The 18,169-nt window shown below is 61.0% G+C and carries 17 protein-coding genes and 2 pseudogenes; 7 read left to right on the forward strand and 12 right to left on the reverse strand.

What is annotated here, in order from left to right; translation table 11 throughout:
• Positions 1–31: 31 nt before the first annotated feature.
• Positions 32–546: pseudogene (locus AC1RT4_RS19175) on the forward strand (DNA cytosine methyltransferase); the annotation flags it as partial.
• Between the two features lie 16 nt (positions 547–562).
• Here the strand turns inward: AC1RT4_RS19175 and AC1RT4_RS19180 are convergent.
• The 3 genes from AC1RT4_RS19180 to AC1RT4_RS19190 form a co-directional block, all read right to left on the reverse strand.
• Positions 563–700, reverse strand: coding sequence for a hypothetical protein (locus tag AC1RT4_RS19180; protein WP_493087070.1), 138 nt, complete (start codon positions 698–700; stop codon positions 563–565).
• Positions 701–1,036: 336 nt separating this feature from the next.
• The gene (locus AC1RT4_RS19185; protein ID WP_493087072.1) at positions 1,037–1,480 is read right to left on the reverse strand and encodes a carbohydrate-binding protein; all 444 of its coding nucleotides are present in this window, start codon (positions 1,478–1,480) and stop codon (positions 1,037–1,039) included.
• A gap of 258 nt (positions 1,481–1,738) precedes the next feature.
• Positions 1,739–2,683 carry an aldo/keto reductase gene (locus AC1RT4_RS19190; RefSeq protein ID WP_493087074.1) on the reverse strand — a complete coding sequence of 315 codons (945 nt, stop codon included), beginning with the start codon at positions 2,681–2,683 and terminating at the stop codon, positions 1,739–1,741.
• Positions 2,684–2,794: 111 nt separating this feature from the next.
• Here AC1RT4_RS19190 and AC1RT4_RS19195 point away from each other — a divergent pair, with 111 nt between their 5' ends.
• The gene (locus tag AC1RT4_RS19195; RefSeq protein WP_493087076.1) at positions 2,795–3,565 is read left to right on the forward strand and encodes an alpha/beta hydrolase; all 771 of its coding nucleotides are present in this window, start codon (positions 2,795–2,797) and stop codon (positions 3,563–3,565) included.
• A 130-nt stretch (positions 3,566–3,695) separates the two neighbouring features.
• Entirely contained in the window at positions 3,696–4,562 is an 867-nt protein-coding gene (locus AC1RT4_RS19200) for a CAP domain-containing protein (RefSeq protein ID WP_493087078.1), read from the forward strand.
• Positions 4,563–4,566: 4 nt separating this feature from the next.
• On the opposite strand, the gene AC1RT4_RS19205 is transcribed toward AC1RT4_RS19200, so the two are convergent.
• From AC1RT4_RS19205 to AC1RT4_RS19215, 3 genes are all read right to left on the reverse strand, one after another.
• On the reverse strand, positions 4,567–5,199 hold the full coding sequence (locus tag AC1RT4_RS19205; protein WP_493087080.1) for a Vgb family protein: 633 nt from the start codon (positions 5,197–5,199) through the stop codon (positions 4,567–4,569).
• Positions 5,200–5,231: 32 nt separating this feature from the next.
• Positions 5,232–6,443 (reverse strand): helix-turn-helix domain-containing protein, encoded by a 1,212-nt coding sequence (locus tag AC1RT4_RS19210; protein ID WP_493087082.1) that lies wholly within the window; start codon positions 6,441–6,443, stop codon positions 5,232–5,234.
• 96 nt (positions 6,444–6,539) lie between these two features.
• On the reverse strand, positions 6,540–6,986 hold the full coding sequence (locus AC1RT4_RS19215) for an NUDIX hydrolase (protein WP_493087084.1): 447 nt from the start codon (positions 6,984–6,986) through the stop codon (positions 6,540–6,542).
• A gap of 419 nt (positions 6,987–7,405) precedes the next feature.
• Between AC1RT4_RS19215 and AC1RT4_RS19220 the strand changes: the two genes are divergently transcribed.
• Entirely contained in the window at positions 7,406–7,834 is a 429-nt protein-coding gene (locus tag AC1RT4_RS19220; protein WP_493087086.1) for a nuclear transport factor 2 family protein, read from the forward strand.
• Positions 7,835–7,900: 66 nt separating this feature from the next.
• Here the strand turns inward: AC1RT4_RS19220 and mqo are convergent, their stop codons facing one another.
• Positions 7,901–9,550 (reverse strand): malate dehydrogenase (quinone), encoded by a 1,650-nt coding sequence (mqo, locus tag AC1RT4_RS19225; RefSeq protein WP_007957153.1) that lies wholly within the window; start codon positions 9,548–9,550, stop codon positions 7,901–7,903.
• Positions 9,551–9,983: 433 nt separating this feature from the next.
• Between mqo and AC1RT4_RS19230 the strand changes: the two genes are divergently transcribed.
• Complete coding sequence (locus AC1RT4_RS19230; protein WP_493087089.1) at positions 9,984–10,409, forward strand: nuclear transport factor 2 family protein; 426 nt, start codon at positions 9,984–9,986, stop codon at positions 10,407–10,409.
• A gap of 40 nt (positions 10,410–10,449) precedes the next feature.
• Here AC1RT4_RS19230 and AC1RT4_RS19235 read toward each other — a convergent pair whose 3' ends face one another.
• Positions 10,450–11,313: a methyl-accepting chemotaxis protein gene (locus tag AC1RT4_RS19235; RefSeq protein WP_371915880.1), complete on the reverse strand. Its 864-nt coding sequence runs from the start codon at positions 11,311–11,313 to the stop codon at positions 10,450–10,452.
• Positions 11,305–12,063: pseudogene (locus AC1RT4_RS19240) on the reverse strand (MCP four helix bundle domain-containing protein); the annotation flags it as partial. The gene AC1RT4_RS19235 and the pseudogene AC1RT4_RS19240, both read right to left, overlap by 9 nt.
• A 248-nt stretch (positions 12,064–12,311) precedes the next feature.
• Here AC1RT4_RS19240 and AC1RT4_RS19245 point away from each other — a divergent pair.
• Together AC1RT4_RS19245 and AC1RT4_RS19250 are read left to right on the forward strand one after the other, a co-directional pair.
• Complete coding sequence (locus AC1RT4_RS19245) at positions 12,312–12,626, forward strand: DUF2388 domain-containing protein (RefSeq protein ID WP_085698689.1); 315 nt, start codon at positions 12,312–12,314, stop codon at positions 12,624–12,626.
• Positions 12,627–12,740: 114 nt separating this feature from the next.
• Positions 12,741–13,145, forward strand: coding sequence for a hypothetical protein (locus AC1RT4_RS19250; protein WP_170929433.1), 405 nt, complete (start codon positions 12,741–12,743; stop codon positions 13,143–13,145).
• Here the strand turns inward: AC1RT4_RS19250 and ligD are convergent, their stop codons facing one another.
• From ligD to AC1RT4_RS19265, 3 genes are read right to left on the reverse strand one after another with little or no spacing between them, the layout of a single operon-like run.
• Positions 13,146–15,692: a DNA ligase D gene (gene ligD / locus AC1RT4_RS19255; protein WP_493087092.1), complete on the reverse strand. Its 2,547-nt coding sequence runs from the start codon at positions 15,690–15,692 to the stop codon at positions 13,146–13,148. It lies immediately after the preceding gene.
• A gap of 17 nt (positions 15,693–15,709) precedes the next feature.
• On the reverse strand, positions 15,710–16,663 hold the full coding sequence (locus AC1RT4_RS19260) for a methyltransferase (RefSeq protein WP_493087094.1): 954 nt from the start codon (positions 16,661–16,663) through the stop codon (positions 15,710–15,712).
• 11 nt (positions 16,664–16,674) lie between these two features.
• Complete coding sequence (locus tag AC1RT4_RS19265; protein WP_493087096.1) at positions 16,675–18,051, reverse strand: iron-containing redox enzyme family protein; 1,377 nt, start codon at positions 18,049–18,051, stop codon at positions 16,675–16,677.
• Positions 18,052–18,169: the final 118 nt, after the last annotated feature.

An 18,169-nucleotide genomic window follows, 5' to 3' on the forward strand; every position in this document is an offset into this window, starting at 1 on the left:
CACGCCTCCCTTTTGGCGAAGGATACAACATATGGCCATCACTTACGGCTCGGTCTGCGCCCGCATCGAGGCGGCAACACTTGCATAGAAGCCGCTAGGCATGCGGGCGACCTGGTTCGCCGAGATCGAAGCCTTCCCAGCGCGGTACTGGCCCACCACTCCCCGAATACGCCGAACCTCGGCGACATGACCAAAGTCGGTGCCCAGGTGCTGGCCGGCAAGATCGCCGCACCGGACATCCTCGTCGGCGGCACCCCATGCCAGGCGTTCAGCGTAGTCGGAATGCGCGAAGGCCTCACCGACCCGCGCGGCTCCCTCACAATCAAATACGTGGAGCTTGCAGATGCAGTTGACTATGTTCGCGCCGGCCAGCGAAAACCCGCTTGCGTTGTCGTCTGCGAAAACTTCCCCGGTATCCTCAGCGACAAAGGGAACGCCTTCGGATGCTTTCTTGGCGCTTTTGCTGGGGAAGACTGCGAACTGCACCCTTCAGGGAAGAAATGGCCGGACGCTGGTTGTGTGTATGGACCCAAAAGAACAATCGCGTGACCAGCTTGAATATTCACTCCCGCTCTTCGCGCAGTTGCCGGTTCAATTCCTCGAATTCATTTTCGTAGAGCCTGAGCTGTTGCCGGAAGCTTTCAAGCGGTGTCGGGCATCCGAGCCAGTCGTCGGTTTCTTCTATATAGAGGGGATCCACGAGGAGCGCCTTGCTCAATACTGCTTATATACACAGTAATCGAGACCCCGGGGAGCGGCGAGAGTGAGACGACGAGGTGTAGGAGTTTAGACTGGTGCTCAATCGGCAGAACGCCGGGTAGGGGCAAGGCACCGTAGGAAAATCCAGCGCTAAATTGTTGATTCTTATAGGCAGTAATACCTATTTTCTATCATGCAGATTTTGCTATTTTTCCCTTTAAAATCAATATCTTGCACCTATTTAATGGTCACCTTGACATGGTGGTGCTCATTGAGGTCTGCGCGCCGACAATCGCAGACTCATGAGCCATCGCGAATCGCTCTCACAGGCAAGGTGCTAGGGGCCCTTAACGGTCAGTGTGTGGATATGGGGAATGTCGGAACTGCGTGAAACTAAGATTCGATTTTCTCCTGGTTTCAGCGAAATCATCCCCTCATTAGAGTCAATACGATTGCCTTCAAACCAGCCTCCCGTTGAGGCGGCTGCAGCATTGCTCGAAATATTTTGCCCGTTTACGGTGATGGATATTGGTCGCGGATCCAAAGCTGCATAGCTAATCGTCAATTGATACTGGCCGCCGTCCTTCACACTAAATCTGTACTCGGCTGATGTGGGTATATTTCCCGGTCTCCTAGTGACAATGCAATCACCATAGCCATACGGTCCGCCAGATTCGACATTCTGATTGCTTACAAAATCCTGAGCTCGCACCACCACCGTCTCAGCGTGAGCGATGCCCATACTTAAAGCGGTAAAAAGAAAACCTGCGACTAATTTCATGATTTTTTCCTTTTCTTGTTTTGACCGATCTGGCTAACAAGCATAGGCGTTGTTTTGTAAGCGGGACTAGCTGCGCACGCGCGCTGATAGTTGTGCGCAAAACCTTCCCTGGGGGCCGCGTGTTTCCGTTTGCATAAGCATAAAAAAACGGATGTTTTGCTAGGCCTTGAATGGGCCTATATTCTTGTAAAACAGGTAGTTAGGTCGCTTCAGCCCCCAGCATGGGGGTGCTGGTGCGCGACTCACACCGGGAGATGACTAACTCACCAGCGCAATCAACTGCTGACGCTGTGCATCGGTCAGCATCAGCCCGAACCCGGCCCCGGCGTTATTGGCCATGTACAGCGGATTGCTGGTGCCGGGAATCACGCAGGTCACCGCCGGGTGCGCCAGCAGGAATTTCAGCGCCAGTTGCGGCCAGCTCTTGGCCCCGACTTGCGCGGCCCAGCCCGGCAGCGGTTTGCCCTTGAGCCGCGCGAGCAGGTCGCCGCCACCGAACGGCCGGTTGCAGATCACTGCCACCCCACGCTCGCGGCACAGCGGGAGGATGCGCTTCTCGACCCCGCGATCATCCAGGGCGTAGTTGATTTGCAGGAAGTCCAGCGGCTCGGCTTTGAGCACCGCTTCCACCTCCTCATAGGCCGACGGCGTGTAGTGTGTGATGCCGATGTAGCGGATGCGGCCCTGCTCTTTCCAGTCGCGAATGGTCGGCAGATGAGTTTGCCAGTCCAACAGGTTGTGGATCTGCATCAGATCGATGCGCTCGGTGCGCAGCAGGCTGAACGACTGCTCCATCTGCGCGATTCCCTCCTCGCGGCCACGGGTCCAGACCTTGGTCGCCAGAAACGCCGGTGAGCGCGGTTCGTGGATCGACAGTAATTCACCGGTGGTTTCCTCGGCGCGGCCGTACATGGGCGAGCTGTCGATTACCGTTCCGCCCTTCTTGAACAGCTCGCCGAGCACCGCCGGCAATTGTTTGTAGACCGGATCGCCGGGGGCGACGTCGAAACCGCGATAAGTGCCCAACCCCACCAGCGGCAGTGGCTCGGAGCTCGAAGGGATGGCGCGGGTCTGCATGGTCTGGGCTCCTGTGGCGTTCGGCGACGTAATGGCGGCCAGCGCCCGGTCAAAGGTGAAAACCGCTGACACCCCGGTTGCCAGCGTCAGAAACCGGCGGCGGGAATATCCCTCAGTGTGGTTCATGCTGGCGCCCTTGCCCTGTGGATCTGTTGCACCTTGTGTTTTGACGCAGCCCGCAAAACCGTTGGACTACACTGCGACAGCCAACCTGCGCGCCCGGTTAAAGTTAGTCGAATGTCCAGAACCCTGTTGTCACTCGTCGCATTGATCGTCGCCGTGTACCTGATCCTGTGCGCGGCGCTGTTCGTGTTTCAGCGCGCGCTGATCTATTTCCCCCAGCCCGCCAGCCTTGATTCACCGGAGTCTCGGTTGACGCTGGCCATGCCCGACGCCGAGATCCGCGTATCGGTGCGCGAGCGCGCCGGGCCCAGGGCGCTGATCTATTTCGGCGGCAATGCCGAGGACGTTTCGCGCAATCTGCCGGAGTTTTCCGAGGCGTTTCCTGACTATTCGTTGTATTTGCTGCATTACCGGGGTTTTGGCGGCAGCGGTGGCTCGCCCTCCGAAGAGGCGATCGCCGAGGATGCGCTGGCGCTGTTCGATCAGGTGTATGCCAGTCATCCGCAGGTCGCGCTGCTGGGGCGCAGCCTCGGTTCCGGGGTCGCGGTGCGGCTGGCCAGCCAGCGGCCGGTGGAGCGGCTGATTCTGGTCACGCCCTACAACAGCCTCGAAGAAATCGCCGCCCGCCAATACCCGTGGGTGCCGGTGCAGTGGTTACTCAAGGATCGCTTCCGTTCCGGCCAGTACGCGGCGCATATCCGCGTGCCGACGCTGCTGCTGGCGGCGAGCGATGACGAGGTGATTCCTCGGGCCAGCACCGAACGCTTGCTGCACAGTTTTCCCGACGGAGTGGCCACGCTCAAAGTGGTGAAGGACTCGGCACACAATTCGATTTCCGAACGGCCGCAATACCTGCAATGGATCGAGGATGTGTTGAATCGCTGAGCACTTCGTCGGCGGCCGTTAAAACCCGGCGCTGCTTCGTGAACCAAGTGCAAAAAGGCCAGTCCTACCCGCGCCGCGTTCTGCGGTTCACTCCCCTTCTGTGTTGTCCTTTTTCAGAGCTTTGCGTCCCATGCGCCACGCCGTTCGTTCGTCTCGCTTCGTTTCGCTGTGCCTGTTGATCCTTTCTCCCCTGCTTTCTCCCACTGCCCACGCCGGTGCCGAGCGGCAACTGGTGGCCGCCATCAACGACTACCGCGCCCATCCGCAACGTTGTGACCGGCGCCCGGCCCAACGGCTGGCGCCGCTGACGCTGAAGTCGAACCTGGCGTTGCCGGTCGGCTATGGCTACGGCGGTGGGTTGCGCGAACGATTGAAAGACTCCGGCTACGCGGCCGTGGCGGTGCGCAGCATCCGGATCGTCGGCGCACAGGACGCCGAAGAGGCGTTCGATCTGCTGCAAAGCGATTACTGCGGCGCGTTGCTCGACGGTCAATACGCCGACATCGGCATCAGCCGCGCCCGCAGCGAATGGCAAGTGGTGCTGGCGCGGCCAGTGCTCGACAGCCGCGTCGGCGACAACCGCAGTGTCGGCAAGGCCTTGCTGGCCGAGGTCAACGCCGCCCGCGCCCGACCGCGCATGTGCGGTCGCCAGCGCTTCGCCGCCGCCCGCCCCTTGAGCTGGAACCCGGCACTCGGCGCCGCCGCCCAGGGGCACAGCAAGGACATGGCCTACGGCAACTATTTCGCCCACCGCGACCCGGACGGCGACGGCCCGGCAGATCGCGCCCGGGCGGCCGGCTACCGTGGCCGGCAGATCGGCGAAAACATCGCTGCCGGGCAAAGCTCACCGGGCAAGGCCATGGCCGGCTGGCTGGCCAGCCCCGGACACTGCGCCAACCTGATGAACCCGATGTTCACCCAGGTCGGCGCCGGGTATGCCAGTGAGGCGCGCAGTGATGAAGGGGTTTACTGGACGATGCTGTTCGGGGCGCCTTGAGCGCTCATTTCGGCCGGCGCACCGCCCGCACCCTGCCGCTGTTCCCGCCGCCACAATAGAAGCGCTCAGCGCCATCGGCCTCCAGTCCGGAGACGCCGACTCCGCTGGGCAACGCCAGGCTTTCCAGAACCTCGCCGTTGCTCGGGTCGACTCGCCGAATCTCGCTTTCATCGCCTTCCCAGGTGCCATGCCACAACGCGCCGTCGACCCAGGTGACGCCGGTGACAAAACGATTGGATTCGAGGGTGCGGAGGATTTTCCCGGTGTCCGGATCGATCTGGTGAATCTTGCGGTCGCGGTATTGCCCCACCCACAACGAGCCCTCGGCCCAGGCCATGCCCGAGTCGCCGCCGTCGCCCGGAGCGGGAATGGTATGGAGTACGCGCCCGGTGGCGGGGTCGATCTTGTGAATTCGGCGGTCGGCAATCTGGTACAGGTGCTGGCCATCGAACGCGGTCCCGCCATCGGCGCCAACCTTGATCGTACGCACGGTTTCGCCGCTGGCCGGGTCGAGTGCATTGAGCTGACCATCGCTGGCGAACCAGACTTGCCGGCCATCGAAGGTCACGCCGTGAATACCGTCGACACCTTCAAACGGGCCGTATTCCCGAAGGATTTCTGCGTTTGCCTGTTTCATGCTGGTTTCCTCGTTGAGTGGGTGAGTCCAGCCTAGCCATTGCCCAACGACACCGGGAGTAACAAGATCGTCGCGAAACCCGGCACCGGCGGCGTCAGCCAACGCCGTGCACGGCCACCACCGAACGCCTGGACCTTGTCTTGTGCCGCCAGTGTTTCCAGCGCTCGCTGGACTTGCCGCTGGCTGCTTCCCGACGCAAGCGCCAGTGCTGAACTCGACCATGCCTCGCCATCGGACAACAGGGCCAGCAACCCGGCGTGTCTGTCCTCGTTTGGTAGCGTGAGCAGCGCGACGTCCTGTGCAACCAGCGCATAGCCGCGAGGGGTTGCGATGATTCCGGCCAGCGGGCGCAGCGCCGCACGCAACCGACCGATCTCGACCCGCAATCGGACGCGGTGGGATTCATCATCGAGTTTCAAGCGAAAGGCTTCGGCGATCAGCGTCTCTCGGAACACCTCTTCGGGCCAGGCTTCGGCAAGCCGCCGAGCGAGGTTGAACAACACCGGCCGCGTGGCCAGCGCCACGGTCATTCCAGCACCGCGCAGGCTGTAACGACAGGCATCAACCACCAGCGTCGGCGAGGCGAACAACGCTTCCACTTGTGCGAGCGTGACCGCTTTCTCCTGGCCCGCAACGATCAATCGGGCTGCCGGCTCATGAAGAAATTGCAGGGCGTGAGCGACCTCTGCCGACAGCGATGGAATGGCAGCCTGCTGCGCCGCCCGTTGCGCGCGTTCCAACGCCGCCTGCGCCTTGTGTGCCTGCACCCGGCGCAAGGCGATTCCGGCGGTCATCAATTCATGGACGGTGTGCAGGGCCGGGGGTAACGGTGCAGGATCAAGTTCACCGAGCAGATCTTCCGCCTTTTCCAACTGGCCGATCAGAAGTAGCCGACGGATCTGCAAACAGCGTGCGTGGGCTGCATTTACGCCGTCGCCATGATCCTGCAAGACTTGTCGCGCCGCTTCCAGCGCTTCCACCGGCCAGCCCAGATCCCGCGCCGCCAGCGCCACCTCGGCCTCGGCCACCACGCAGCGCGCCCGGGACAGAGGCTCGTTGGCACCGAACGCCTTTACTGCCCGTTGCAACAACGTCTTGGCCCGCGTCATGTCGCCGAGCTGCGCCATCGCGATCCCACGCAGGGCCAGCGCTGGAGGGTCTTCGCGCAGGGCAACGAAATTCAGCGCCGCCAACGGATCCCCCACCGCCAGTGCGCGGCCGGCGGCGTTGATCAGCGAGTCCATGGGAAGTCCGACATGCAAGGCATTCCGGTATCAGAACGTGAGTGGAGTCTAATACCGAATGCGGTTTTGTCTGGTGGGTCGTGTTACTTCGCACGCTCAGTCGAGGATCGCAGCGCTCTTGAGCAGCGCCTGCAAACCCACCGGCACCAGCGGCGACTGCTCCGTGAAGCTTGAACTGTCCTGCCAGCTCACGGTGAACGGAGCACCGTCGCTTTCGTGGCCGTCGATCTGCAGTTGCTCGTACACCTGCGCGTCTTCGAAACGGGCGTCATACACCTGGACAATTTCATGCCCCGGCTTGCCGTTGTAGACGAAGAGGCTTTCAAGCGTACCGAGCAGGCGCAGATCCTTCATTGAAAGCCCCAGCTCTTCCTGCACTTCGCGCACGATCGCCTCGCGGCTGTTTTCGCCAAATTCGATACCGCCACCGATAGGCCGATAGAAGGATTTGTCTGCGACCGGGTCGTGGAACCGGTTAACCAGAATCTTGCCCTGATGGTGAAAGACACACAGTGCAAGTGCGCGGATACGCTGCTCGGCCATGGGGTGAAATCCGTTTGCTGGAAAAAAGGCCGGCGATTAGATCACACCCCACAGGGATCGCGCTGCAGTTGATCTCAGACCGGAGAAATCGTGGCAAGGACGCCAATCATGATGGTCAACACAAGAAAGCCGCCGAGGAAAATCGCCATCTTAGCCATGAAGGCCTCCTGAATACTGAATGTCCGGCGCACCGGGCGCTCCGGAATGAAGCGCGTCGCGTATGGCCGAACGGCAGGGGTATTTTGGGCCCGTGGCTGAGATGGTTACAGATGCAGATTCGACAGGAAAAAGCGGATCAGATGGATCGGGCTGGCGCATGGGTCGATATTCAGATCGGTACAGATGGTTTCCATTGCGCCGCTTTGATCTAGAGTCATGGGCGCCGCGCAAAGAACAACAAAAAATACAGGAGTAAAACCATGTCCGACCTGAAGCTGCACCCCAACGCCGCCGAATCCCTGAACCGCTGGCACGAGATGATCCGCACCGGCAACCTCAAGGCCCTGCCCGAGCTGCTCGATTCCAAAGCGGTTTTCCGCTCGCCGATGGCCCATACGCCTTATCCCGGCGCACCGGTGGTCTCGATGATCCTGAATACCGTGTTCGAGGTGTTTGAAGATTTCAAATATCACCGTGAACTGGCGACGGCCGATGGCTTGAATGTGGTGCTGGAATTCAGCGCCAAAGTCGGAACGAAAGAGCTCAAGGGCATCGACATGATCCGCTTCGATGAACAGGGCAAGATCGTCGAGTTCGAGGTGATGGTGCGGCCGTTGAGCGGGTTGCAGGCGCTGGGCGAGGAAATGGGCCGGCGGCTGGGGGCTTATCTGGCTGCCGCCAAGGCCTGAAATCCGGACACAAAAAAGCCCACTGACCGTCACCGGTTCAGTGGGCTTCGTGTGTCAGGCGTCTGGTTACAGAGCCATGTCACGTGCAGCGCTTTCTTTCGGAGCCGGGGCTTTTTCAGCCGAGGCGTCCGCCGCCGGAGCTGCAGCCTGGCCAATCACCGGAGGGGTTGGCAGTTGCAGGATCTTGGCGGTGTAGGCCCACTCTTCAGCCACTTTGGCTGGATCGTTGTTCAGCTGGGTGCCGTAGCTTGGAACGATCTGGTGCAGCTTGGCTTGCCACTCAGGGCTGGCGACTTTGTCTTTGAAGACTTTCTGCAGCACGCTCAGCATGATCGGTGCAGCGGTCGACGCACCTGGGGATGCGCCCAGCAGACCGGCGATGGAGCCGTCCTTGGAAGCAACGATTTCGGTGCCCAGTTTCAGCACGCCGCCAGCGGCTTCATCACGCTTGATGATTTGCACGCGCTGGCCGGCTTGCCACAGACGCCAGTCTTCGGCCTTGGCGTTCGGGAAGTATTCCTTCAGCGCGTTCAGACGGTCTTCATCCGACAGCATCAGTTGACCGGCCAGGTACTCGACCAGCGGGTATTCCTTGATGCCGACCTTGGTCATAGGCCAGATGTTGTGGGTGGTGGTGCTGGTCAGCAGGTCCAGGTACGAACCTTCTTTCAGGAACTTGGTGCTGAAAGTCGCGAACGGGCCAAACAGGATGACGCGCTTGCCGTCCAGGACACGGGTGTCCAGGTGCGGAACGGACATCGGAGGCGCGCCAACCGAAGCTTTACCGTAGGCCTTGGCCAGGTGCTGTTCGGCGATGGCCGGGTTATCGGTCACCAGGAACGAGCCGCCTACCGGGAAGCCAGCGTATTCCTTGGCTTCTTCGATACCGGACTTCTGCAGCAGGTGCAGTGCACCGCCGCCGGCGCCGATGAACACGAACTTGGCGTCGGTTTCAGTCTTGGTGCCGTCTTTCAGGTTCTTGTAGCTGACGCGCCAGGTGCCATCGGCATTCTTGGTGATGTCCTGTACTTCGCTGGACAACTTCATGCTGAAGTTAGGCTTGGTCTGCAGGTAACCGGCGAACTGGCGGGTGATTTCGCCGAAGTTCATGTCGGTACCCAGCGGGCTCCAGGTGGCCGCGATTTTCTGGTTCGGGTCACGCCCTTCCATCATCAGCGGAACCCACTTCTTGATCACAGCCGGGTCTTCGGAGTACTGCATGCCGGCGAACAGCGGGCTCGCTTGCAGGGCTTCGTAGCGCTTTTTCAGGAACTTGATGTTGTCATCGCCCCACACGAAGCTCATGTGCGGAGTGGTGTTGATGAACGAACGAGGGTCCTTCAGGACGCCTTGACGAACCTGCCAGGCCCAGAATTGACGGGAGACCTGGAACGCTTCGTTGATCTCGACCGCTTTCGGGATCGTGACGTTGCCCTTGTCGTCTTCCGGGGTGTAGTTCAGCTCGGCCAGGGCGGAGTGACCGGTACCGGCGTTGTTCCAGCCGTTGGAGCTTTCGAGGGCGACGCCGTCGAGGCGCTCGACCATTTCCATCGACCAGGTCGGTTCCAGCTCATTGATCCACACACCGAGGGTGGTGCTCATGATGCCGCCGCCGATCAGCAGGACGTCGACTTTCTTTGCTTCTTCGGCATTGGCAGACGACATCCCCATCGCCAAAGCCAGCCCCAGCAAGGCTGTGTTCACTTTTTTAAACATCTGTTGCACCTATGATAAAACGCCTTCCGCCCGCCGCTGTTGTACGTATGAGGTCCCCTTTTGCGCGACACTCAGGCCAGCATCGCGGGTTCCGGCACACTTCAATTTTGACGGGTGGGCACACAAGGCCGACAGGCTGCGTCGACCTCAGTTATATGTCCCTTCTGAACTGACTTCTTATCATTATTGGCTTCAGCTACTTGAGCGACAGGGGTTCTGTCTGGCCCGCCGAAAAGCGCGCCAGACTGAATTAGGTCAAACCAAGTGGGGCGAAGAATATCACGTCATGGCAAACCCGCGCGTCTGTTCGCGACCGGATAGTTTTCAATAGGTTCCTCAGGCGCTTTCTAACGCCAACGCTTTCCTGTTAAGTTGTACGACGACTGACAAATTATCCAGTCGTGCTCATTACCTACAACAACAAGGAATACCCATGAACAAAAACAGAATTCTACTCAGTCTCGTCTGCCTCTTCAGCGGCTACGTCGCCGCCGCCCCGGCGGAAAAGGACGTCGCCCAGGCCGTCGACCACCTGACCCAGGCGATGCTGCACAAGGACGTCGCCGAACTGAACGCCCTGACCGCCGACAACCTCACCTACGGTCACTCCAGCGGCAAGATCCAGGACAAGAAAGCCTTCATTGCCGATATCGAAACCGGCAAGAGCGCGTTCAAGACCCTGGAAATGCAAAACCAGACCATCACCCTGTCCGGAGACACCGCGCTGGTACGCCATCACTTTTCGGGACAGGCCATCAAAGGCACCGAAGTCGTGCCGACTGAAATCGAGAATTTCCAGATCTGGCAGAAGCAGGCTGGCAAGTGGCTGCTGGTGGGGCGTCAGGCGTACAAGTTCTGATGCATGAGCTCTGCCGCCAATGCGGCGGCAGAGCCTGCTCTCACAACCGAAACCGATCCACCGACTGCGCCAGCCGCCCCGCCAGACTCGACAGTTCGTCCGTGGTATTGGCCGTCTGACCGATCACCTTGCTGTTGCCCTCCGACATGCCCGCGATCATCTCTACCTGATGGGCAATCTCGTTGCTCGCCTGGCTCTGTTCGCCGATGGTACGGGTGATGTCGTTGACCAGTTGCGTGGTGCTGAGGGTGGCGTCGAGGATTTCGCGGATGGCGCGTTCGACGTCGGCGGTGACCGCCATGCCCTTGTCGACCTGGGCGACACCGGCCTCCATGCTGCTGACGGCCTCGCGGGTGCTGTTCTGGATGCGCGCGACCATCGCGGCGATTTCCTGGGTCGAGGCGCTGGTGCGCGCAGCCAGACTGCGCACCTCATCGGCCACCACCGCAAAGCCCCTGCCCTGCTCGCCCGCCCGGGCTGCCTCGATGGCCGCGTTGAGCGCCAGCAGGTTGGTCTGGTCGGCGATGCTCTTGATCACCTGAATGATGTTGAAGATGCCTTCGGATTCCTGATCGAGGGTGCGGATCACCTGCGCCGATTGCTGGGCGGAACGGGCGATATCGTCCATGTCGCTGACCACTTGATGGATCACCTGCCCGCCATTTTTCGCCAGTGACTCGGCCTGGCTGGCCATGTTCAGCGCGCGCTCGGCGTGACGGGTGATTTCCTCGATGCTCGCGGTCATCTGGCTCGCAGCGGCAGCCATGGTCCCGGCGGCGGTGCTTTGCTGCTGGCTGCTGTCGGCCACCTGATGGCAGCCGTGGCTCAGTTGTTCGCTCATGCCGCTGACGCCATGGGCGTTGCGTCGCACCACGTCGATCATGTCCCGCAGGTCGCGCTGCATGGTGGCCAGCGTGCGGATCAGCGCACTGGCTTCGTCCTTGCCGGATGGTTCGGCGATCGGTTCGCTGAGGTTGCCGTGGGCGATGCTTTCGGCGATGCGGCTGGCGGATTTCAGCGGCCCCATGATGCTCAGGATCACCCAGCGACCCTGAGCCAACAGCAGGAACAGGCTGGCGATCAGAACGATGCCGAGCGCGACATTGGCGTTGTGGATCGCCGCCTCGGTGCCTTCGCTGGTCTGGCGGGTATTGGTTTCGATCAGCTCGCTGAGGGCGGCCATCTGTTCTTCGAGCTGGCTGAACGCGGTGCTGAAGGTGCCGAGATGCTGCTGGGCGCTGTCCGGGTTTTCCAGTGCAAGACCGACGATCTGCTCGCCGGCGCTGATGTAGGTGTCGAGGCTGGGCTTGATCTGCTCCAGCGCGGACCGGATCGTCGGGTTCACCGGCAGCTTGAGGTTTTCACCCAGCACCTCGCGAAAATGCGCCGCATGCTCTTCGACCGAACTGCGCACCTCCTCCGCCGTACTCGTGCTTTTGCCCAGCCCCACCAGCATTGCCGAATACACATCGGCACGCAGGGCGTCGTGCATCATGTCGGCTTCCATGTGGTTGCGCAGCGCGCTCATGCTGACCGCGTTGTCACTGACCGCCGAAGCCATCCGCTGATTGCCGACATAACTGACCAGGCTCACGATCAGCGCCGTCAGCAGGCTGGTCGCAATCAGCAACACCAAACGCAGTTTGATCGACACCGTGATTTCCTCCCTGGTCGCGCCACACGGCGCCTTTCAACGCTTCAGTTAAGCCTATTTGGGTGAATCCGCCGCTTTAGAGCGTCGCAGGGTGTGTCGTTACATCCGGTAAAAATGAGGACTGTGCGGCGGTTCTCGTTCTGTGCCCGCTACCGCCCGGCCCGGCGCATGGAACTCCCGCGCTGTCCGGCACCTCTCACATTATGTGGTACTTCCTTTTCGCTTTACGCTGCTGGAGGAACACCGTCATGCGCCGTTTATTACTCGTTTCGTCTCTCATGCTGTGCCTGCCGTTCGGCTCGGCCCTTGCCCGCGTGGACGCAGGGGATGTCGCCACTTCGGCGGGGGTTTCGGCCTCGCTGTACTCGACCTTCAAGGATCACAAAATGGTGATTCCGGCCCGTGACGACTTGTCCGCATTCGTCGCCAGCGGCGGAACGATCCGTGGCGTGTATCTGGAATCGGTGCTGCAACAGGTGCGTCAGGACAATCCCGGCCTGAACGCCAGCGATGAAGAGCTGGCCAATGCCATCCTGGTTCACTACGAAGGTCTGTCGCAGTAACCACGGCACGTTCGATGATGGTGGCTGACGGACTCGCCACCGTTGTGCCCTGCCGATGGACGGCTGGCGAACGACCATGGGCAAAACCGTCGAACGGCCTCTATGATGGAGGCCATGACGATTTCCGCCTCCCTTCGCTCCCCTTGCCCGCCGGGTCTTTGCATCTGCGGGCGTGATCCGCTGCTGGATACACCCGGCGCGGACGTGCGCATCCTGCTGCTGACCCGCGAAGAAGAGAAGCGTCTGCTTGAGCGTCTGGAAAACCTGAAAGACCTCGCCGACCTCGAGCGCCTGCAGGGCAAGATGTTCGATCAGCTGGGGATTCGCGTGCTGATCGCACCCAAGTTCGGTGAAGTGCGGACAGTGCGCGGCGGTATCGAAATCGAGGTCCAGGACCTGCCGGGACTTTGCCGCAAAACCCGCAAAACCATCCCCGCCGCCATCCGCCGTGGCCTGGAAAACAATCCGCAAGTCGCTTTCGACCTGCTCAACGCCCACGACTTGCTGCGCGGCACCTGATCATTTCTTCATGCCCACCCGCTTGCGCATCTCGGCCGTGATGCTTTGCCGGGTTTTCTTCATGTCCGCCCAGGGTTTATCGCCCACTTCCGCCAGTCGTTCGTGAACGTTGCGCACGTTCCATTGATCGGCGCCCTTGATCTCCCCGACCTCTTCTCGAAACAGCGGCACCGACACCGGCAACCCTTCGCGGGTGCGCGCTGCGTAGGCGCAGATAGTGGTGGCGCCCAGACCGTTGCGCAGGTAATCGATGAAGATCCGCCCCACCCGATTTTTCGGCCCGGACACCGCGGAAAAACGCTCCGGCAACAACTTCGCCATATGAGTGACGATGGCGTGGCTGAAATCCTTGACCTCGTCCCAGCCATGCTTGCGGGTCAGCGGCACCACCAGATGAATGCCCTTGCCGCCGCTGGTCTTGAGGAACGCCTTGAGGCCCAGCTCGTCCAGCACGGTCAGGGTCAGCGCCGTGGCTTCGACCATGCTTTTCCAGGGCAGCGCGGGATCAGGGTCGAGGTCGAGGACAAAGCGGTCGGGCTTGTCCAGATCCGTCGTGGTGGCGTTCCAGGTATGCAGTTCGACCGTGCCCATCTGCACCGCGCCGATCAAGGCTTCGGCGTTGTTGATCAGCATCACCGGCTGGCCGGTCAGCTCCTTGTCGAGCGTGCGGATGCCGGGGATCGCCAGGTTCTCGGCGTTCTTCTGGAAGAACAGATCACCGGCGATACCGTCTGGCGCACGCACCAGCGCCACCGGGCGATCCTTGAGCTGCGGCAGAATCCATTCGGCGACGCTGGCGTAATACTCGGCCAGCTGCATTTTGGTGGTGCCACTGCTGGCGTCGATCACCCGGTCGGGGTGAGTGATCCGAACCTTGCCGTCGGCCAGATCGGATTGGGACGGCGCGGTAGATTGAGCCTTTGAAGTCTTCATCGGTTTGGCGCGCTCCTCGGTGATGTCCTTGGCCGGTTTGTCCTCGCGCAGGCCATGGAACACGGCGTGGCGCACCGAGCCGTCCTGGGTCATTTCGGCAAACGCCACTTCCGCCAGCAGACTCGGCTTGAGCCAGTGCACACCCTTGGCCTCGAACCCCGTGGGCGGATTGACCACCGCCGGTTTCTTCACACGCAACGGTTTGAGTTGCGCGAGGATGCTCTTGAGGGTGGTTTCGTTGAACCCGGTGCCGACCTTGCCGGCGTACCGCAACTCGCCGCTGTCACGATCATGCAAACCCAGCAGCAACGCGCCGAACGAACTGCGCGCGCCTTTCGGATCGGTGTAGCCGACGATCACGAATTCCTGCCGATGCTTGCACTTGAGCTTGATCCAGTCGCTGCTGCGGCGCGACACGTAAGGCGAGCCGAGACGTTTGCCGATCAGCCCTTCCATGCGCATCTGGCAGGCGCTGTTGAGCAACGCCTGCGGCGTTTCGTCGAACGCTTCGGAAAAGCGCAGCAGCGGATCTTCATGGGCTTTCAGCACCGTGGCCAGCGCAGCGCGCCGTTCCTGCACCGGCACTTCACGCAGATCGACACCGTTGAGATACGGCAGATCGAACAGGTAATAAAGGATGTTTTCGCTGCGGCCCGCATCGAACGCGTTTTGCAGAGCCTGGAAATCCGGCACGCCGTCCGCGTCGGCGACGACCATCTCACCGTCAAGCCACGCCGACTCCAGACCCAGTGCCGCGAGGGCTTGCGCCTGTTTCGGTAATTTGTGCGTCCAGTCATGACCATTGCGGGTGAACAACTGCACCTCGTCCTGATCGATGCGAGCCATGATCCGATAGCCGTCGAACTTGATTTCGTACTGCCAATCCCCTTCCGGCGCACTCTCCACCAGGGTGGCCAGTTGCGGTTTGAGCTGCGCGGGAATCCTGGCCTTGTGCGCCCCGGCAAGTTTTCCCGAGGCTGGCTTGCGAGATGCTTTCGGCGAGGCTTTCAGCGGCTTGACCTGCTTCGCACTGAGGTTGGGTTTGTCGACGATCGTGCGTTCACTGAGCACGCTGTCGGGCTCGGCGACCAGCACGTCGTAATCGCTTTGCGGGCGCGCAGCGCTGTCCTGATGCTTGATCAGAAACCACTGCTCTTTCTTGCCCGGCATGTGGGTGCGCACCAGGTTCCACACCCCGGCGAGCTTCTCGCCTTGCAGTTCGAATTTGAGTTTGCCCTTGGCGTAGGCTTTCTCCGGGTCTTCCAGCGGAATCCACACACCGCGATCCCAGACGATCACATCGCCGGCGCCGTAATGCCCCTCGGGAATGCTGCCCTCGAACGTCGCGTAGTCCAGCGGATGGTCTTCGACGTGCACGGCCAGCCGCTTGACCTTGGGATCCAGCGACGGCCCCTTGGGCACCGCCCAGCTCTTGAGCGCGCCGTCGAGTTCCAGGCGAAAGTCGTAATGCAGGTGCGAGGCATCGTGCTTTTGAATACAGAATTGCAGGGCATGGTCGCCGGCGGATTTCTTGCCCCGACGACGTTCAGCCGCCGGTTCAGAGGTCGCCGAAAAGTCGCGCATCCGGTTGTAGTCGTCGAGATTCCTGCTCATCCTGCACCTGCCTTGTTTCAGCCTGTTCGAGTCACAGCCAGTGCGACCACGGCAATCCGGTCGACGCGCTGATAGCCTGGATTGAGCAACTCTTCACCGAACACATCGGGATCGAGTTCGCGGTAGGTCCAGCCGAAGCGTTTTTCATCCAGCCGTGGCAATACGGTGTCGAGGAAGGGATCGCGGCCATCGACCATCGCCACACCGGTGTACAGCAGCAACGAGCCGCCGGGCGTCAGGCGATTGAGCGCCTGTTCGACGATCCGCAGCGACAGGCCCGCCCCCAGCGTCCCGCCACCGTGGCGGTAAGCTCGCCCGGCCGGATCGGCCATGTAGGGCGGGTTGGCGACGATCAGGTCGAATTCGCCGTCGACGCCTTGCAGCACATCACTGGCGCGCACTTCGACATTGGCCACTTCAGCCAATGCCGCGTTGATCGTGGTCAGGCGCAACGCGGCGGGATTGATATCCACCGCCAGCACTTGCGCTTCTCGCCGGGCACGGCCAATCAGGATCGCGCCCACTCCGGCGCCGCAACCGATGTCCACCGCCCGCTGGATGGGCGCAAAGTTCTGCTGCAAATGGCTGTGAATCAGTTGAGCAAAGCGATAGGTGTCCGGGCCGAAGAACACCGAGTCGGATGCGTCGGTGGGAAATCCGGAATGCACGAAAAGCAGGTCATCCAGGCTCGACCAGCGCACCCGGCTCTTCAAGCGCCCGTCGAACTCATCGATCACCTGAGCTTCCTGCAATTGCCGCTGTTCATCGGCAGACAGCAGGCCCGGTTCGAACGGCCGCGACCATCCGAACACATCCCGCAGACAATCCGCGGTCTGCCCTTCGTCGCGCTGGTTGACCCGTTGATGGGTCAGCGGCGTCGGGGTGATGAAACGATAGCCGTCGGCCTGCAAGCGCCGCCCCAGTTGCAGCAGCACCCGATCGTTGGCGGACAGTTGTTCTTCCTGATTCATTGATGACTTCCTTAGCGCAGGCCGGATTTGAGTTGGATGAATCGGCGAGTGGCGAGCAGTCCGGCCGGATGCGCATGGCGTGCCGGTGCCAGCCACGGGATCAACGTTGCGATTTGGGTGTGAGCGTCCTGCTCCTGAAGTGCCGCATTCAGGCGCTGCACATCGGGGTCCTGTTCGGGCACTTCGATCGGCGCAGGGACTGAGGGACGGCGGCGGAACGCGACGGGTTTGTCTGCAGAAACCCAGTCACCGGCAATCCAGTCGTGAACCAGTTGCTTTTCATAGGCGCTGAACACGCCGAACATCGCCGCACCATCGCCATCGATCAATTGCCAAAAGCGGCTGCCCTGCGGATCTTCGTTGCGTTTGATCCAGCCCTTGTCTTGCAAGGCTTGCAGGAACCCGGGCACCTGCTGCGGATCGGCCAGCCATTGATTGACGGTCTTGCCCTCGAAGCGGCAATAGTCGGAGTGCATGTGCTGAGCGAACGGACACTTGCGCTCAAGCATCGCCAACAATTCGCGCTCCAGATCGAACCCCTCGATGATTGCGCGGCTGCCCTGCCCCAGATCATTGAGTCGATAGCCCAGCGAGACCCGGCGCAGAAAATCACTGCGATCAGCCTCCAGAGGCAGCAGATCAAGCACGGCCTGAACGGCTTTTTGCGCATGGCCGGTGCTGGCGTTATCGATGGTCACGTGCAGGGTGAAATAGTAAGGATCGATCCCCAGTTCACTGAGTTCGTAACTGCTGATCAACAGATGCAACGGCAGTTGCTCGTAACCCAGGTTGTAACCTATCACCTCCGGCAAAAAATCCATGCCGCCGGCACCGAGGGCCAATTGCAGCGCGCCTTGCAGGTAGCGCTCGTCAGGCAGAGGACTGCCGGGCTCAAGACCGTTTTCGGCGAGCAGCTGCCGGTAGATCACGACGTGATTCTGCGCCGGATTGCCCTCGCCCAGTTCCTCCAGATAAGTGCTGATCAGACTGCTGAATCGCGGATCGCGCCATTGGGCCAGCAAGCCGTAAAGCCAGGCGCCATCAACCAGTTTGGTGGGCGCCACCGCTTGCAGGAAATACAGCGCATGAGCCTTGCAACTGAAGAACTGCCGAGCTCCTCCAGCCTTGCGTTGTTGCAGGTAGTCGGCATATTGCCGGGCAACATTGGCACAGTGCTGCGCCACCCAGGCGTGCCAGAGCGCTGGATCTGACGGCAGTTCTTCCTTCAATTGCGCGGCGTGCTGGAGATGGTGTTGCAGAAAGGCGCGTGCCAGCGGCTGCGGATGCTCGTCGGACAGAAGTGCTTCATGGATACGTCGCCACTCACCCAGTGAATCGAGCGGTTGCGATTGGGCAGATGCACCTTGCAGGCGTGTCAGGACAGTCATGGCAATGTTCTCGATCGATTGGCAGGACGCTGAGTCACTCGCCTCTACTGCAGCAGAGAGGCGGCGCCTGCCGAAAATTCAATCGACGTTAAATTTGCCCGGACGGACGGAGCCTTCG

The organism is Pseudomonas sp. GW821-FHT11D10 (assembly GCF_058808435.1).